Origin of the sequence: Roseburia sp. AM23-20 (assembly GCF_003470905.1) — a bacterium.
Classification (GTDB): Bacteria; Bacillota; Clostridia; order Lachnospirales; family Lachnospiraceae; genus Roseburia; species Roseburia rectibacter.
In genome coordinates this window covers 113,352-129,807 of record NZ_QRHS01000005.1, presented here as the reverse complement: position 1 = coordinate 129,807, position 16,456 = coordinate 113,352, and the positions used below count along the sequence as shown (strand labels likewise).

At 42.2% G+C, this 16,456-nt stretch carries 17 protein-coding genes; 14 read left to right on the top strand and 3 right to left on the bottom strand.

Translation table 11 applies throughout. The features are described 5' to 3' along the window. Nucleotides 1-219: 219 nt before the first annotated feature. The 5 genes from DW650_RS06315 (at nt 220) to recD2 (ending at nt 5,697) form a co-directional block, all read left to right on the top strand. On the top strand, nt 220-1,215 hold the full coding sequence (locus DW650_RS06315; RefSeq protein ID WP_117920356.1) for a rod shape-determining protein: 996 nt from the start codon (nt 220-222) through the stop codon (nt 1,213-1,215). A gap of 99 nt (nt 1,216-1,314) precedes the next feature. Further along, nucleotides 1,315-2,109, top strand: a complete 795-nt coding sequence (locus DW650_RS06310) for a flagellar hook-basal body protein (RefSeq protein WP_117920504.1) — start codon at nt 1,315-1,317, stop codon at nt 2,107-2,109. A gap of 20 nt (nt 2,110-2,129) precedes the next feature. Further along, nucleotides 2,130-2,948, top strand: coding sequence for a flagellar hook-basal body protein (locus DW650_RS06305; protein WP_117920358.1), 819 nt, complete (start codon nt 2,130-2,132; stop codon nt 2,946-2,948). 34 nt (nt 2,949-2,982) lie between these two features. Beyond that, nucleotides 2,983-3,336: a hypothetical protein gene (locus tag DW650_RS06300; protein ID WP_118209367.1), complete on the top strand. Its 354-nt coding sequence runs from the start codon at nt 2,983-2,985 to the stop codon at nt 3,334-3,336. 147 nt (nt 3,337-3,483) lie between these two features. Then, complete coding sequence (recD2, locus tag DW650_RS06295; protein ID WP_118209366.1) at nt 3,484-5,697, top strand: SF1B family DNA helicase RecD2; 2,214 nt, start codon at nt 3,484-3,486, stop codon at nt 5,695-5,697. Between the two features lie 115 nt (nt 5,698-5,812). Here recD2 and DW650_RS06290 read toward each other — a convergent pair whose 3' ends face one another. The 3 genes from DW650_RS06290 to DW650_RS06280 are packed head-to-tail and all read right to left on the bottom strand — an operon-like array spanning nt 5,813 to nt 8,647. Then, complete coding sequence (locus DW650_RS06290) at nt 5,813-6,607, bottom strand: ABC transporter ATP-binding protein (RefSeq protein WP_186899915.1); 795 nt, start codon at nt 6,605-6,607, stop codon at nt 5,813-5,815. A gap of 1 nt (nt 6,608) precedes the next feature. Next, complete coding sequence (locus tag DW650_RS06285) at nt 6,609-7,556, bottom strand: ABC transporter permease (RefSeq protein ID WP_117920366.1); 948 nt, start codon at nt 7,554-7,556, stop codon at nt 6,609-6,611. 26 nt (nt 7,557-7,582) lie between these two features. Continuing rightward, nucleotides 7,583-8,647: an ABC transporter substrate-binding protein gene (locus tag DW650_RS06280; RefSeq protein ID WP_117920368.1), complete on the bottom strand. Its 1,065-nt coding sequence runs from the start codon at nt 8,645-8,647 to the stop codon at nt 7,583-7,585. Between the two features lie 198 nt (nt 8,648-8,845). Between DW650_RS06280 and DW650_RS06275 the strand changes: the two genes are divergently transcribed. The 9 genes from DW650_RS06275 to rfbD all read left to right on the top strand — a co-directional run bounded on the left by DW650_RS06275 (nt 8,846) and on the right by rfbD (nt 16,453). Next, the gene (locus DW650_RS06275; protein ID WP_117920370.1) at nt 8,846-9,592 is read left to right on the top strand and encodes a ComF family protein; all 747 of its coding nucleotides are present in this window, start codon (nt 8,846-8,848) and stop codon (nt 9,590-9,592) included. A gap of 41 nt (nt 9,593-9,633) precedes the next feature. After that, nucleotides 9,634-10,032 (top strand): flagellar protein, encoded by a 399-nt coding sequence (locus DW650_RS06270; RefSeq protein ID WP_186899896.1) that lies wholly within the window; start codon nt 9,634-9,636, stop codon nt 10,030-10,032. An 83-nt stretch (nt 10,033-10,115) separates the two neighbouring features. Further along, nucleotides 10,116-10,541 (top strand): hypothetical protein, encoded by a 426-nt coding sequence (locus tag DW650_RS06265; protein WP_117920374.1) that lies wholly within the window; start codon nt 10,116-10,118, stop codon nt 10,539-10,541. 55 nt (nt 10,542-10,596) lie between these two features. Beyond that, on the top strand, nt 10,597-11,595 hold the full coding sequence (locus DW650_RS06260) for a hypothetical protein (RefSeq protein ID WP_118209365.1): 999 nt from the start codon (nt 10,597-10,599) through the stop codon (nt 11,593-11,595). A gap of 39 nt (nt 11,596-11,634) precedes the next feature. Beyond that, entirely contained in the window at nt 11,635-12,540 is a 906-nt protein-coding gene (cdaA, locus tag DW650_RS06255) for a diadenylate cyclase CdaA (RefSeq protein WP_370775751.1), read from the top strand. Further along, nucleotides 12,506-13,825, top strand: a complete 1,320-nt coding sequence (locus DW650_RS06250) for a CdaR family protein (RefSeq protein ID WP_118209363.1) — start codon at nt 12,506-12,508, stop codon at nt 13,823-13,825. The genes cdaA and DW650_RS06250 overlap by 35 nt, the downstream gene beginning before the upstream one ends. Before the next feature lie 27 nt (nt 13,826-13,852). Beyond that, nucleotides 13,853-15,202 (top strand): phosphoglucosamine mutase, encoded by a 1,350-nt coding sequence (glmM, locus tag DW650_RS06245; RefSeq protein WP_117920382.1) that lies wholly within the window; start codon nt 13,853-13,855, stop codon nt 15,200-15,202. 69 nt (nt 15,203-15,271) lie between these two features. Continuing rightward, nucleotides 15,272-15,535: an HPr family phosphocarrier protein gene (locus DW650_RS06240; protein WP_118209362.1), complete on the top strand. Its 264-nt coding sequence runs from the start codon at nt 15,272-15,274 to the stop codon at nt 15,533-15,535. A 45-nt stretch (nt 15,536-15,580) separates the two neighbouring features. Then, the gene (rfbD, locus tag DW650_RS06235) at nt 15,581-16,453 is read left to right on the top strand and encodes a dTDP-4-dehydrorhamnose reductase (RefSeq protein ID WP_118209361.1); all 873 of its coding nucleotides are present in this window, start codon (nt 15,581-15,583) and stop codon (nt 16,451-16,453) included. The last annotated feature ends 3 nt before the right edge of the window (nt 16,454-16,456 follow it).

Genomic DNA, 16,456 nt, shown 5'->3' with positions numbered 1-16,456 from the left:
TGAAAAATAAACAAAATAAATAAAAAAGAATGAAGATTTTCTTATTTTTTTTAAAAATGCAGTCCTGCCATAAAAAAACCTTTGAAAAATCCCATTTTTTGTATATAATAGGACTGTATATGTAAAAATAGGTTTAATGGCATTTCTGTGTCCGGGAGGACATGGGAATATTACCCATAGATTTTAGGAACAGAGAGACGAAAGGGGCAAGTATTTAAAATGATGAGTACAGATATTGGTATCGATCTCGGTACTGCCAGTATATTAGTTTATATCAAAGGAAAAGGTGTTGTATTAAAGGAGCCGTCAGTTGTGGCTTTTGATCGTGATACAAATAAGATAAAAGCTATCGGAGAGGAAGCAAGATTGATGCTTGGAAGAACACCGGGCAATATCGTAGCAGTCAGACCACTTCGTCAGGGTGTTATTTCAGATTATCAGGTTACAGAGAAGATGATCAAGTACTTTATACAGAAAGCACTTGGAAAAAAAACATTCCGCAAGCCACGTATCAGTGTATGTGTGCCAAGCGGTGTTACAGAGGTTGAAAAAAAGGCTGTTGAGGATGCAACCTATCAGGCAGGAGCAAGAGAGGTTGCGATCATTGAGGAGCCGATCGCTGCTGCAATCGGAGCGGGTATTGATATTTCAAGACCATGTGGAAATATGATCGTAGATATCGGAGGAGGAACAGCAGATATTGCAGTTATTTCCCTGGGAGGTTCGGTTGTCAGCACTTCCATCAAGATCGCCGGAGATGATTTTGATGAGGCGATCGTTCGTTATATGCGTAAAAAACACAATCTTCTGATCGGTGAGCGTACCGCAGAGGATATCAAGATCCGCATCGGAAGCTGTTTTCCACAGGCACAGGCTGAGACGATGGATGTGCGTGGACGTAATCTTGTGACAGGACTTCCGAAAACGGTAACAGTTTCCTCAGAGGAGACAGAAGAGGCACTCAGAGAACCGACGCTTCAGATCGTGGAAGCCGTACATTCCGTACTTGAAAAAACACCACCGGAACTTGCAGCAGATGTTGCAGATCGTGGTATCGTGCTGACAGGTGGTGGATCACTGCTCAGAGGTTTAGAGGAATTGATTGAGGATCGCACGGGAATCAATACAATGACTGCAGATGAACCAATGACATGCGTTGCGATCGGTACCGGAAAATTCGTAGAGTTTTTAGCCGGAAAACGTGATGATGATTAATTTTATGAAAGATTTGCCGATACAATAAATGGAAGATATGCTTTGTGCACGGAAGATGTGATAAAAAGAACAAAAGCTGTGCAGAAATGGAGAGTTTACATGGTAAAAGGATTGTATACAGCGTATACAGGAATGATCAATGAACAGAACCGTCTGGATATTCTTTCCAATAACCTTGCCAATGCAGATACCAATGGTTATAAGAAAGAAGGAGCTACCAACCAGACATTTGCAGATGAACTTGCAATCAAGATTAAGGATACTTCCTATTATGGTATGCCACAAAAACTTGGAACCATGAGCATGGGGGTACACATAGGAGAGACTTATACAGATTACAGTCAGGGAAATTTCCGGGTAACCGATAATTCTACAGATTTTGCCCTGGATGGCGATGGTTTTTTTGCGATCGCTTATACAGATAAAGCTGGAAATACATCTGTGAAGTACAGCAGAGATGGAGCTTTTGTGGTAAATACAGCAGGTTATCTTGTCACGAAAGATGGCGATTATGTGTTAAACCAGAATGGCGCAATGAATGCAGATGCAGGAGCACGTATTCAGGTAGATCCGAATTTACCGATCACCGTTGATGAAAAGGGAAATATTTTTCAGAACAACCAGCAGGTCGGAACGATCGGTGTTGTAGATATAGAAGATTATAATTATCTGGCGAAGTATGGCGAGAATATGTATGATCTGGTAAATGGTGGGGTTCGTCAGGCGTCTACTGCGAAAGTAACACAGGGATGTATCGAATCATCCAATATCAATGTTGTTTCGGAGATGGTTAATATGATCACGATATCGAGAGCTTTCCAGGCAGGACAAAAGGTGATCAATGCTGTGGATGAAACACTCGATAAAGCGGTAAATCAGGTAGGAAAGGTATAAGCAGGAGGTAAACCGGAATTATGATGAGAGCTCTTTATACTGCGGCAACCGGTATGATTGCACAGCAGTCAAATGTGGATAATATTTCAAACAACCTTTCAAATGTTAATACAGTTGGATATAAACAGGAGAAGATGGAGTTTAAATCTTTGCTCTATCAAACCATTCAGACAAGAACAACCAGTGCAAATGGAGAGGAAAAACCGATTTCTGCACAGGTTGGACTCGGTACCAGGGTGGCATCTAACACCTCCATTTATACACAGGGATCACTGATGGCAAGTGAGAATGCTACTGACTTTGCAATCAGTGGAGATGGATTTTTTGCAGTGCGCGGAGCAGATGGAAAGACTTACTATACCAGAGCCGGTGATTTTGTATGGTCTGTAAATGCAGGTAATACATTGACTCTCTGCACAAATGAGGGCTATCCTGTTTTAGATTCCAATAACCAGCCGATCAATCTTCCGGCAGGTATCAGTGCAGAAAAAGTGATCGTCAGCGAAAATGGAAAAATTGGATATACCAATGCTGCCGGTAATTATGTAGATATGAATCAGACTATCGGGTTGTTCCAGTTTAACAACCCAAGTGGACTTGAAAAGGTAGGAACGAATCTTCTTGCGGTGACACCGGCATCCGGGAATGCCATGAATGAGTCTACGACGGCAAATCTTACTAAGAGTAAGGTTTTACAGAATTATTTAGAGGGGTCGAATGTTCAGGTTGCAGATGAAATGGTAAACCTGATCATCGCACAACGTGCATATCAGCTTAATTCCAAGGCAATCACGACATCAGATGAGATGCTTGAGCAGGCAAATAATCTGAAACGCTAAGGACAGACAGCGGATATAGGAAAGGAAAAATGATATGATTTCCATGGACAGCATTTCATCATTGATCGATACAAGTAAGAATACGGCAGCTGCAAATCAGGCAAACTCTCTGCAGAACTCCTTAAACAGTATTTCTTCGGATACTTCCGAGGATGAACTGATGCAGGTATGCAAAGATTTTGAATCATATTTTGTGGAAGAGGTTTTAAAAGAGATCAAGGAGAGTCTGATGGATGATGATGAAGGGGATTCTTCTACATCAACGATGACTGATTATTATATGGATAATGTGATCGAACAAGTTGCTGATCAGGTTGTGGATGAAGTTGGAACCAGTTTTACACAACAGCTCTATGAGCAGATGAAACGTAATTATAATATTGAATAAAGGCGCGCAGATAAAATACAGTTTTGTAAAATCGGCGCAGCGAAGTAAGGTGTGCAGATAAGTACATAAATCAGTGCAGTTTTAATGGGAAAATGAATCTCTGCTTCAGAATCCCGTTAGACTGCATTTTTTAAATTAGTTACTGGAATGGAGAAAAAAGTGGAAAGTCTTGCAGGATATGTGGAACACATTATATATCGAAATGCGGATAATGGTTATACCGTCTTAAATCTGGTAAGCGGAGAAGATGAGATCACCTGCGTAGGGGTATTTTCTGCGATTGCAGAAGGAGAAAATATTGAGGCACAGGGAGAGTATACAGAGCATCCGACCTATGGACAGCAGTTTAAGGTGGCAAGTTTTGAGGAGAAAGCACCGGAGGATGAAGAGGCAATCGAGAGGTATCTTGGTTCCGGGGCGATCAAAGGAATCGGACTTGCCATGGCTGCGAGGATCGTCAGACGTTTTAAGGAGGATACTTTCCGGATCATAGAGGAAGAGCCGGAACGTCTTGCGGAGATCAAAGGAATCAGTAGCCGGAAAGCAATGGAGATTGCCAGTCAGGTGAATGAAAAAAGGGATCTGCGTCAGGCGATGATCTTTTTGCAGCAATATGGAATCACAATGAACCTTGCGGTTAAAGTATATCAGGCATATGGACAGGATATTTACAGTATTATCCGGGAAAATCCATACCGCCTGGCAGATGATATTGATGGAGTCGGATTCAGGACAGCGGATGAGATTGCAGCAAGAGTCGGGATACGCATGGATTCGGATTTCCGTGTGCGCAGTGGAATACTCTATACACTGCTTCAGGCAAGTGGGGAGGGACATACTTATCTGCCTGAAACGGAGCTGACACCGCGTGCAGCTAAATTATTGAATGTTACGGCGGAACAGGTGGAAAAACAGTATATGGATCTGGCGATTGAGCGGAAAATCATATTAAAGCAGATGGAAGATCAGACGCAGATCTATGCTGCATCCTTTTATTACATGGAAGCAAACACAGCGACCATGTTGAAACGTCTCAATGTAAGCTATGATGTGTCTGATATGGAGATAGAACAGCGAATCCGGGGAATTGAAAAGAAAAGCGGAATGACGCTGGATGAACATCAGGTAACTGCAGTCAAAGAGGCAGTGCGCAACGGACTGCTTGTGATCACGGGAGGACCGGGAACCGGAAAGACGACAACGATCAACACGATCATCCGTTATTTTGAACTGGAGGGACTTGAAATCTATTTGGCTGCTCCGACCGGGCGCGCTGCAAAACGTATGAGCGAGACGACCGGATTTGAAGCACGGACAGTTCACCGTATGTTGGAGTTGAATGGAGGAGCTGAAGGAAGCGGAGGATTTGAAAGGGATGAGAGCAATCCGCTGGAAACAGATGTGATCATTGTAGATGAGATGTCGATGGTGGATATTTCTCTGATGTGCTCATTGCTTAAGGCAATTTCCGTTGGGACAAGGCTGATCCTTGTCGGGGATGTCAACCAGCTTCCGAGTGTCGGACCAGGCAGTGTGCTCCGTGATATCATTCAGTCACATGCCTGCAATGTGGTCATGCTGACAAAGATTTTCCGACAGGCATCCACCAGTGATATTATTGTCAATGCGCATAAGATCAACCATGGAGAAGAAGTGGTGCTAGACAATAAGAGCATGGATTTCTTTTTCTTAAAAAGATATGATGCGGATGTGATCATAAATGTGGTTTTGCAGCTGATCAAACAGAAATTACCTAAATTCGTAGATGCCACGCCGTATGATATCCAGGTGCTGACGCCGATGCGCAAAGGCTTGCTGGGAGTAGAGCGTCTGAATGGAATTTTGCAGCGTTATATGAATCCGCCGGCAAATGATAAGGTAGAGAAAGAGTATGGCAGTACAGTGTTCCGCGAAGGGGATAAAGTTATGCAGACGAAGAATAACTATCAGCTGGCGTGGGAAATTCGTACAAAATATGGTCTGACTGTGGATAAAGGCCTCGGAATTTTCAATGGAGATATGGGGATCATAAGACAGATCAATGATTTTGCAGAGCAGATGATCATTGAATTTGACGAGGGAAGAATGGTGGAGTATCCTTATAAGCTATTGGATGAACTTGAGCTTGCCTATGCGATCACGATACATAAATCGCAGGGAAGTGAGTATCCTGCAGTTGTTATTCCTCTGCTCAGTGGTCCTATGATGCTGATGAACCGGAATCTTTTGTATACTGCGGTCACGCGTGCGAGAAAGTGTGTGACATTAGTCGGCAATGAAGTGACTTTTCAGCAGATGATTCAGAATACCTCGCAGCAGAAGCGGTATAGCGGACTCTGCGACCGCTTAAAAGAAAATTAAATAATAAAAAGCTGCCATACAATTAGCAGTCGATGAAAAGTTTTTAACACCGGTCATATTGTATGGCAGCTTTTTGATTCATTACATAAATACATGCGGAGTATGTAAGCGGTTGCTATGAAAGCAACGCTTTATCATTGGCAAATTCTTCGCCGCTGACTTTCTCAAACTGATGGAGAAGATCCTCAACAGTCAGTTTCTTTTTTTCTTCCCCGGAGATATTTAAAATCACTTTTCCCTCATGCATCATGATCAGACGATTGCCATGTACGATGGCATCCTTCATATTGTGTGTGACCATCATGGCGGTCAGATGATTTTCTGAGATAATCTTATCGGAAATCTCAAGCACTTTTGCGGCAGTTTTTGGGTCAAGTGCAGCAGTGTGTTCATCTAACAGTAAAAGTTTTGGCTTTTTGATCGAAGCCATTAAAAGTGTGATCGCCTGGCGTTGTCCACCGGAAAGCAGACCGACTTTGCTGGTGAGACGGTCTTCAAGTCCGAGATCTAAGGTTTTGAGCAGCTCCCGGTAAGTGTCACGTTCCTGATGGGTGATACCCCAGGAGAGCCCGCGTTTTTCTCCACGTCTTGCTGCAATTGCCATGTTTTCTTCAATTGACATAGTGGTTGCGGTTCCGGTCATTGGGTCCTGAAATACACGTCCGAGATATTTGGCACGTTTGTGTTCGGATAACTTAGTAACGTCATCGCCTCCGATATATATTTTACCGGAATCGATCGGCCATACACCGGCAACTGCGTTTAACGTAGTTGATTTACCGGCACCATTTCCTCCGATGACAGTGACGAAATCACCTTCCTCTAAGGTCAGGTTGACACCGTTTAGTGCAACTTTTTCATTGATGGTTCCTGGATTAAAAGTTTTATGGATATTATCAAGTTTTAACATTTCAGCCATTGACAGACACCCCTTTCCTGCCGTATTTGGACTTGAGATACGGGAATGCAAGGAAAATCGCCACGACGATGGCGGAAAACAGTTTTAAGTCATCAGACGGAAGTTTCAGCCACAATACGATATTCATTACAATATAGTAGATGATCGCTCCACCGATTACAGAAAACATGGTATACGCAAATGCTAGATGCTTTCCAGCACATAATTTTCCAAAGAGGACCTCACCGATGATGACAGCGGCAAGTCCGATTACAATGGCACCACGTCCCATGTTGACGTCTGCAGCTCCCTGATATTGTGCGTAAAGACCACCGCACAGACCGACGAGACCATTTGAGATCATCAGCGCAACGACAGTATGGAAATCGGTATTGATACCCTGTGCACGCGCCATCTGGCGGTTACATCCGGTTGCACGGATCGCATGTCCCTGTTCTGTCCCGAAATACCAGTATAAAAGTGCTACGACTGCAACACAGAACAGGACACAGGTGATAAATAAACGGATTTTTGTGGAAGAAGAATCCGAAATATACCGCAGGGAAACCACTAATGGATACTTGTCAACACTGACAGCCTGATTGGAACTTCCCATAATATTTAAGTTAATGGAATAGAGGGAGATCTGTGTCAGAATACTGGCAAGGATTCCGGGAATTCCGAGTGCAGTGTGCAGGATTCCGGTAATAAATCCGGCTGCCATGCCTGCTAAAAATGCAAAAATAAGTGCTGCCCATGGGTGCATGCCGGAGCGGATCAGCATTACGGCAACGGCACCGCCGGTGGCAAGAGAACCGTCTACGGTAAGGTCAGCAAAATCCAAAAGTCTGTATGTAATATATACACCCAGTGCCATCAGCCCCCAGACCAGCCCCTGCGCGAATGCGCCGGGCATGGAGCGGAAGAGAGCCATCGGGTCTAAAGACATAAGTATTGTCATAGGAAAACCCCTTATCAAAAATATTTTTATTCAGCAGCGATGGCTGTATAGTCATCCGGAACAGTGATGCCAAGCTGTGAACAGATATCTGCATTGTACTCTTTTGTAACATTTTCTGCATACTGTACATCCATGGTAGAGATATCAGCGCCGTTTACTAAAACATCGTATGCCATTTTACCTGCAGCATATCCGATGTCATAGTAGCTGATGGAAAGGGTGGCTACACCACAGCCGGAGCAGATACCTTCCTCACCGGCAATGATCGGAACACCTGCCGGAAGGGCGATATTGTTGATGGATTCAGTATTGCCTGCCATGGTATTGTCAGTCGGAATATAGAGAACATCACAGTCGCTGACGGCACTCTGTACGACAGAAGCAATGTCGTTGGAATCCGATACAGTGTATTCTTTATAGGAAATATTGTCCTCATCGAGGGCTTTTTCAAACTCTGCTGCCTGATAAGCGGAGTTCGGTTCTGCGGAGCAGTAAAGAATACCGACATTTTTGGCATCCGGGAATAATTCGACAAGCATGTCTTCCTGCTGGTCGATCGGGGCAAGATCTGCTGTTCCGGATACGTTTGTTCCAGTGGAACCTGTCCAGTTGTCAATATCAAGTGCAGTTGCATAGTCTGTGACAGAAGTTCCGATAACAGGGATCGTGCTGGTCGCTGATGCTGCACACTGCAGTGCAGTTGTTGCATTTGCCATGATCAGATCATAGTTGTTAGATACGAACCCGTTATTGATGGTTGCGCAGTTTGCCTGCTCGCCCTGTGCATTCTGCAGATCAAAGGTAACATTGTCAGCGCCGAGTAATTCGGTCAGAGCGTCTTCGAATCCCTGTGTTGCCTGATCGAGAGCCGGGTGCTCTAACTGCTGGCAGATACCGATCGTGTATTTTTTACCATCGGAAGAGGTGCCAGCAGCGCTTTCGGTGGCTGCTGCATCAGATGTCTGTGCTGCATCGGAAGATGATGCATTTGTTGTACTGCCTGTGTTTGTTGTGCTGTTTCCGCATGCTGCAAGTGAAGCAGCCATGGCTGCTGTCATTACGACAGATAAAATTTTCCTGTAGTTTTTCATAGAATCCTCCTTTAGGACTTTAAAGTGTTATCGCTTTTAATAAACAAATTATAAAGACCTGAATCGTTTTCGTCAACTATTATTATTCAGTATTGTGTATCCGTTTATCTGTATAGTAAGAAAAAATTAAGAAAAACTTTATGGTATATATGATGTAAAAATGATATCCTTTGCAAGGAGAGATCGGGAAAGGATCTTATGAAAACCGGAAAAAATGGAATTTCCTCATATGGAAGAAAAATAATATTTCAGATACTTGAAATCCTTTACCCCCGAAGGTGTGCAATCTGTGATGAAATCGATGCGGCAGGAAATGGAATCTGTTCGTCATGTAAAAACAAAGTACATGTGGCAGGAGAACCTTCATGCAAAAAATGCGGAAAACCACTTGTGGATGAGCGGGAAGAGTTTTGTCCGGATTGTGGGAAAAAGAAGCATGTGTATACACAGGGAAAGGCAGTGTTTGTTTATGAGGGTGGTATAAGAAATTCAATGTACCGCTTTAAATATGGAAATAAAAGAGAATATGCAGAGTTTTATGCGGATGCTGCAATAGAAAAGTATGGGACATGGCTGAAGCGGACAGAGGCAGAGGTGTTGATTCCGGTTCCTATGTTTCCACGGAAAAAACGACTGCGTGGATACAATCAGGCCGAAGTATTTGCGCAGGCACTTGGGAGAAAGACGGGGATTCCTGTTGAGAGGCATCTGATAAAAAGAGTGAGAAATACAACACCCCAGAAAGAGTTAAATGATTTACAGAGACGCAGTAATTTAAAAAATGCTTTCCAATTGACATCAGATATAGTAAAATATAAGAAAGTCGTACTTGTGGATGATATATATACAACAGGAAGTACGATGGACGAAATATCAAAAACCCTGAAAGAGTCAGGTGTGAAAAAAATATATTATATCTGTATTAGTATCGGAGAAGGGTATTGACAGATTGACAGAATGACAGAATGACAGGAGGTCATGCCAGTATGGAAGTAAAAAATTGCAAAGGTTGTGGACGTTTATTTAACTATATGGGGGGCGCACCGTTATGCGATGCCTGCAGAAAGAAACTGGAAGAAAAGTTTCAGAAAGTAAAACAGTATCTTGATGATCATCCGGATGCTTCTGTGAATCAGGTTTCCGAGGATAATGATGTGTCGGTGAAACAGATCAAGCAATGGATCAGGGAAGAGAGACTTTCACTGTCAGAAGCATCACTTGATGGGATTACCTGTGAACATTGCGGCAGACCGATTCGGACAGGACGTTTTTGTGAAAAGTGTAAAGCTGCAATGGCAGATTCATTCGCAAACTCGATCGAAAAACCAAAGCCTATAGAACCACCGAAAAAAGAGCGCGACGGAAACAGAATGCGTTTCTTATAAGAAGAGAGCAGGGCCTGACAGGTGGTCCTGCTTTATTATCATGTGATATAAAATACAGCCTGGTATGAGAAAGGAAACGCAGCATGGTCAATGAACAACGACTGCACAGTATGATAAAAATAGCAAAATTTGATGCAAACGATGGAAAAAGCTGCAAACCAATGATCCAGTATGCAAGGAAAGATTATGTGGCATTACAGCTTTTAAAAAGTTTTGTGATCGGCACGATTGCCTTTTTTATAATGTTAGGACTATGGGTACTCTATTCCATGGAAACACTGATGAAGCAGATCAATAATATGGATCTTATACAATCTGCCATTACGTTGGGAATATTATATGGAGTTTTTATGGTAATTTATCTTCTGGCTACATATATTATTTTTAATGTGAAATATACTTATGGCAGGAAAAAGGTAAAAAAATACTATGCGGGTTTAAAAAAGATCAATGCAATGTATCTGCGGGAAGAACGGTTGAAATCAAACGGAAACAAAGACTGGGAATGACAACAGAAAGTAATGTGGAAAATGAGAGTTTTCGCATGCAGGAATGGAGATTAGTATGACAACCTTATTGGAATTAAAAGAAAAGTTAACGCGTTTTTATGGAAAATATGATATATACATTACACCGGTTATAAAATTTGCTGTTGCACTCACAGCATTTTTAATGATAAATCATAATATCGGCTACATGGAAAAAATCAGCAGTACACCAATTGCGCTGATCCTGGCACTTATCTGTTCGATCCTTCCGGTCGGAGGAATTGTCTTTATTGGTTCTGTGCTGATTCTTGCGGATATGTATGCACTTTCTCTGGAAGTATGTATTGTAGCACTTATCTTGTTTATTCTGATCTACATTCTGTACTTTCGTTTCTCTCCAAAAAACGAATATGGAGTGTTTTTGACACCGATCTGTTTCGGATTAAATATTCCGTTTGTGATGCCGGTTGGTATGGGACTTTTACGGGAATTATATTCCATGTTTTCAATGGTCTGTGGAATCATTCTCTATTTCTTTTTAAATGGTGTAAAGCAGAATGCGACAACACTTGGTGGAGTGGATGAGAAGGAAGCAGAAACGTCAAAGATCGTTGTTGCATTAAATCAGCTTCTGGGCAATAGGGAAATGTATCTTGTACTTGCAATTATGGTAGTTACTCTTGTCATCGTTTACATTATACGTAGAATGTCTATTGAACATGCATGGGCGGTCGCAATTATTTTTGGTATTCTGTTCGAGGCAGTTGGCATGATTGCAGGGGATATGGTACTTGGAATCAGCGGGAAAACGGTTACAATCCTGGTGGGAAGTATTATTTCCTGTGTGATTGCGTTTGTGATCCAGTTCTTATTTTTTAATCTGGATTATTCAAGGACAGAGAGACTTCAGTTTGAAGATGATGAATATTATTATTATGTAAAAGCTGTGCCAAAAGCGATTGTTGCAGGTACGGATAAAAAAGTGACCAGATTCGGCGGAAAAGAAGAGCAGGACCGTATGACAAAAAAGCGTTTCGCAGAAGAAATGGAGATTGACGAAGATCTGCTGGATTAGTTGTTTTAAATACAGATAGCGGAAAGGAAAGTGAAGCAGGTGCAGAATGCGATGGCGACCATGGGCGCATTTTGGGAAAAAGCGTCTATTTATTTAAATTTACCAAAGATTACAATGACAGATATTGTGGAAATTCTTATCATAACATTTCTGTTTTATTATATGCTTGTGTGGATCAAAAATACAAGAGCCTGGGTACTGTTAAAAGGTATTATGGTAATACTGCTGTTTGTTCTGGTTGCGGCTGTATTTCAAATGAATACGATCATCTGGATCGCAAAGAACACATTAAGCGTCGCTATTACTGCCATAGTTATTATTTTTCAGCCGGAGATCAGAAAGGCACTGGAAAATCTTGGACAGAAGAACTTCCTTACTTCTTTTTTCGCGTTTGATTTTTCAAAAGGGGAAATTGCAAAATTTACAGATAAAACGATCAATGAACTGGTAAAGGCATGCTATGAGATGGGAAAGGTCAAAACAGGTGCACTGATCGTTATTGAAGATGAAATTGTCCTGTCAGAGTATGAAAGAACAGGAATTGCGGTGGATGGAATACTGACAAGTCAGCTTCTCATCAATATTTTTGAAAAAAATACGCCGCTTCATGACGGTGCAGTGATCGTGCGGGGAGACAGAGTGGTTTCTGCAACCTGTTATCTGCCGCTTACAGATTCCTTAAGTATCAGCAAGGATCTTGGAACAAGGCATCGTGCAGCAGTCGGAATCAGTGAAGTAAGTGATTCACTTACGATCGTTGTTTCAGAGGAAACAGGAAAAGTTTCCATTGCCATGGGTGGTGAATTGTACCGCAATGTGGATGCAGAGTTCTTAAAAAATAAACTTGCATACATACAGCGGCGTGAAAAGAAAGTAAGCAAAATTGAATCATGGAGAAGGAGGCTTAAGGATGTTAAAGAATCTCGTAAAAAAACTGACGAATAATCTTGGCCTCAAAGTACTGGCTTTATTATTTGCGATCGCTTTGTGGATTGTGGTGGTCAATATTGATGATCCGGTCAAACCCGCACAGTATACGATCAGTGTGACGCAGGATAATATGGATTATCTTACTTCAAATGGAAAGTATTCCGAGACACTTGGTGGAAAAAATACTGTTACGTTTACGGCATCTGCAAAACGAAGTATTCTGGAAAAGCTATCCAACACGGATTTTACCGCTGTTGCAGATATGGAAAAGATTGAATATGTGGAAGGGGACGGCATTTGCCGTGTTCCGATTACAATTACGTGCAGTAAATATAACAGTAATACGGTTACCATTTCATCCAAACAGCAGTATCTGGATGTAACAGTGGAAGACCTTGGAAATGTACAGAAAAAGATTACTGCAAACACGGAGGGTACGGTCATGAACGGCTGTGCACTCGGAGATGTTTCAATCGTAACATCGAATCTTTTGAAAATATCAGGACCTTCTTCTGTTACAAGCCAGATCAGTACGGTGGTTGCAACGATCAATGTTGATGGAATGTCATCGGATGTGACGGATACGGTGGTACCGGTTTTATATGATGCGGATGGCAATGAGATTGATGCCTCAAAGTTAAAAATGAATATCAATACCGTTACGATCACGGCACAGATATTAAATACAAAAGATGTAGATCTTTCGTTCCAGACAAAAGGAAATGTGGCATCCGGGTATACGTTAAAAGGAATTACCTACAGCCCGAAAAAAGTCCGGATCAAAGGAGAGACAGATGTACTTAACAAGGTGACTAAGATCACGATACCGGATGAGGTATTAGATATGAGCGGTGCGACGGAAGACGTTGAGACAACTGTGGATATTACATCTTATCTTCCGGATGGAACTTCACTTGTACTTGCAGCAGATGCAAAAGTGGAAGTGAAGGTAAAAGTAGAACCGATCACAACAAAGACGTTTGAGGTGGATGCATCGGCATTTACTCTTGAAAACATTCCGGATGAGGCAAAGGCAAAGATTACAGAAGAAACGATCGAGGTTGAGATCACCGGAGCTGAAAGTGATATTAAAAAGTTGTCAGCAGATGATATTACAGGTACTGTCAATCTGCAGGGATATGGAAATGGTGAACATAAGGTTGCTGCAGATATAGATGTTGATAATGAACTTTATCAGGTGAAAACCGTACGGATACCGGTTGATATTACTGTCGAAAATACGGAAAATGAAACAAAAGCAACAGAAAGCAGCAAAAAGAATGCTTCTAAAACAGAATAAAAGAAAATGATAACTGGAGGAAATACAATGGCAAGAATGTTTGGTACAGATGGTGTGCGTGGAGTAGCAGGATCAGAACTTACGATCGAGCTTGCAACAAAACTTGGACAGGCGGGAGCTTATGTGCTTACGAAAGAGCAGGAACATCAGGCAACTATTATTGTTGGCTGTGATACGAGAATTTCAGGAGGAATGCTTGCGAGTGCACTGATGGCAGGAATCTGTTCCGTTGGAGCGAATGCTATTTTTGTTGGGGTAATGCCGACACCTGCAATTGCATATCTGACAAGAAAACATAAAGTGGATGCCGGAGTTGTTATCTCTGCGTCTCATAACCCGATGGAATTTAATGGAATCAAGTTTTTTAACGGTGAGGGATATAAACTTTCTGATGAGCTTGAAGATGAGATTGAAGCACTGATCCGCAATAATATGAAAGATGTTAATCTGCCGATCGGTTCCGGAGTGGGTAAGATTGATTACCGTTTTGACTTGCGGGATGAATATGTAGAGTTCATGAAAAAATGTGTTCCTGTTGATCTGACAGGCATGAAGATCGTGGTTGACTGCGCAGAGGGAGCTGCTCATTATACATCCGTGAAAGCATTGAAAGATCTTGGAGCTGATCTGGTGGCGATCCATACAGAACCGGATGGAACCAATATCAATGCAAACTGTGGTTCGACGCATATGGACGAATTAAAAGCCAGAGTAGTTTATGAAAATGCCGCCGTTGGTATTGCATTCGATGGGGATGCAGACCGTATGCTTGCTGTGGACGAAAAGGGCGAACTGGTCGATGGAGATCAGATCATGGCGATCTGCGGTAATTATATGAAACAGAAAGGCACCTTAAAAAAGAATACGATCGTTGTCACTGTAATGACAAATCTTGGTTTTTCATTGATGGGAGAGCGTGAAGGCATTCATGTGGAAAAGACAAAGGTTGGAGACAGATACGTCCTTGAAAATATGAGAGAACATGGATATAATATCGGAGGCGAACAGTCAGGACACGTTATCTTCCTCGATGATAATACAACGGGAGACGGACTGCTTTCCGCACTTCATCTGCTTGAAGTTATGGTAAAAACGAAAAAGCCATTATCAGAACTTGCATCTGTCATGGAAGTATTGCCGCAGGCACTTGTAAATGCAAAGGTGCCAAACCATAAAAAAGATAATTTCATGGATTATCAGGAGATCGCGGATGCCGTTGCAAAATTAGAGCAGAAATTTAATGGAGAAGGAAGAGTGCTGATCCGTCCATCCGGTACAGAACCGCTTGTCCGTGTAATGATCGAGGGAAAAGATCAGCACGTGATCGATGAGGAAGCAAAAAAATTAGCAGACCTGATCACAAAGATCATGCTTTAAGATCTGTATGAAATCAAAGCGGCTGCAGAAAAATGCAGTGATAAAATAAACAGTCTGGAGGGATTTACTATGGTAAGTCAGAAAGTAACGATCAAGAATCCAACGGGGCTTCATTTGAGACCGGCTGGAATTTTATGCAAGGAGGCTATGCAGTTTAAATCTCATGTGACATTTCGGTACAGAGAGAATACAGCAAATGCAAAGAGTGTATTGAGCGTGCTTGGTGCATGTATCAAGTCCGGGGATGAGATAGAACTTGTCTGCGAAGGTGAAGACGAAAAGGAAGCGCTTACTGCAATTGTGACAGCGATTGAAAATGGGCTGGGTGAGTAGTCTGAATATATTATTTTCATAAAAAAGTACAGCAATGGAGAAAAAATGAAGAAGATATTAGTGACAGGATGTAACGGACAGTTAGGACGTGCAATCCGACAGGAGTATAAAGATGAAGATGTTTCCTTTATCAATACAGATGTTGCTGAAGGTGAAGGTATCGTAGCACTTGACATTACAGATGTGAATGCAGTCCTTCGGCTGGTTCGTACAGAAAAACCGGATGTTATTATAAACTGTGCAGCACATACCAATGTGGATGCCTGTGAACAGCAGTGGGATGCTGCATACCGGATCAATGCGATCGGACCGAGAAATTTAAGTATTGCAGCAAGAGAAGCCGGAGCAAAAATGATTCACGTTTCCACAGATTATGTATTTGAAGGAAATGGAACAAGACCGTATACGGAGTTTGATGAGATCCATCCGGTCAGTGCTTATGGAAAGACAAAAGCAGAGGGAGAAAAATTTGTCCGTGAATTTGCAGACAGATATTTCATTTTCCGTACAGCGTGGCTCTATGGAGATGGGAAAAATTTTGTCAAGACAATGCTTCGTCTTGCGGAGTCACACGATGAAGTCAGCGTAGTATGCGATCAGCAGGGTTCTCCGACAAGTGCGGTGGAACTTGCAAGAACAATACATCATTTTGAACCGACAGAAAATTACGGTACATTTCATGCAACCTGTGAGGGCGATACGAACTGGGCGGCTTTTGCGGAAGCAATCTTCAAACGTGCAGGGAAAACAACAAAAGTTAACCATGTCACAAGTGAACAGTATGCTAAAATGAATCCGGCTTCTGCGAACAGACCTGCATACTCGATCCTTGAGAACTATATGATGAAACTGACAGATGGCTACAAAATGGCTGACTGGCAGGCTGCACTTGATGAATATATGAAAACACTGGAATAATAC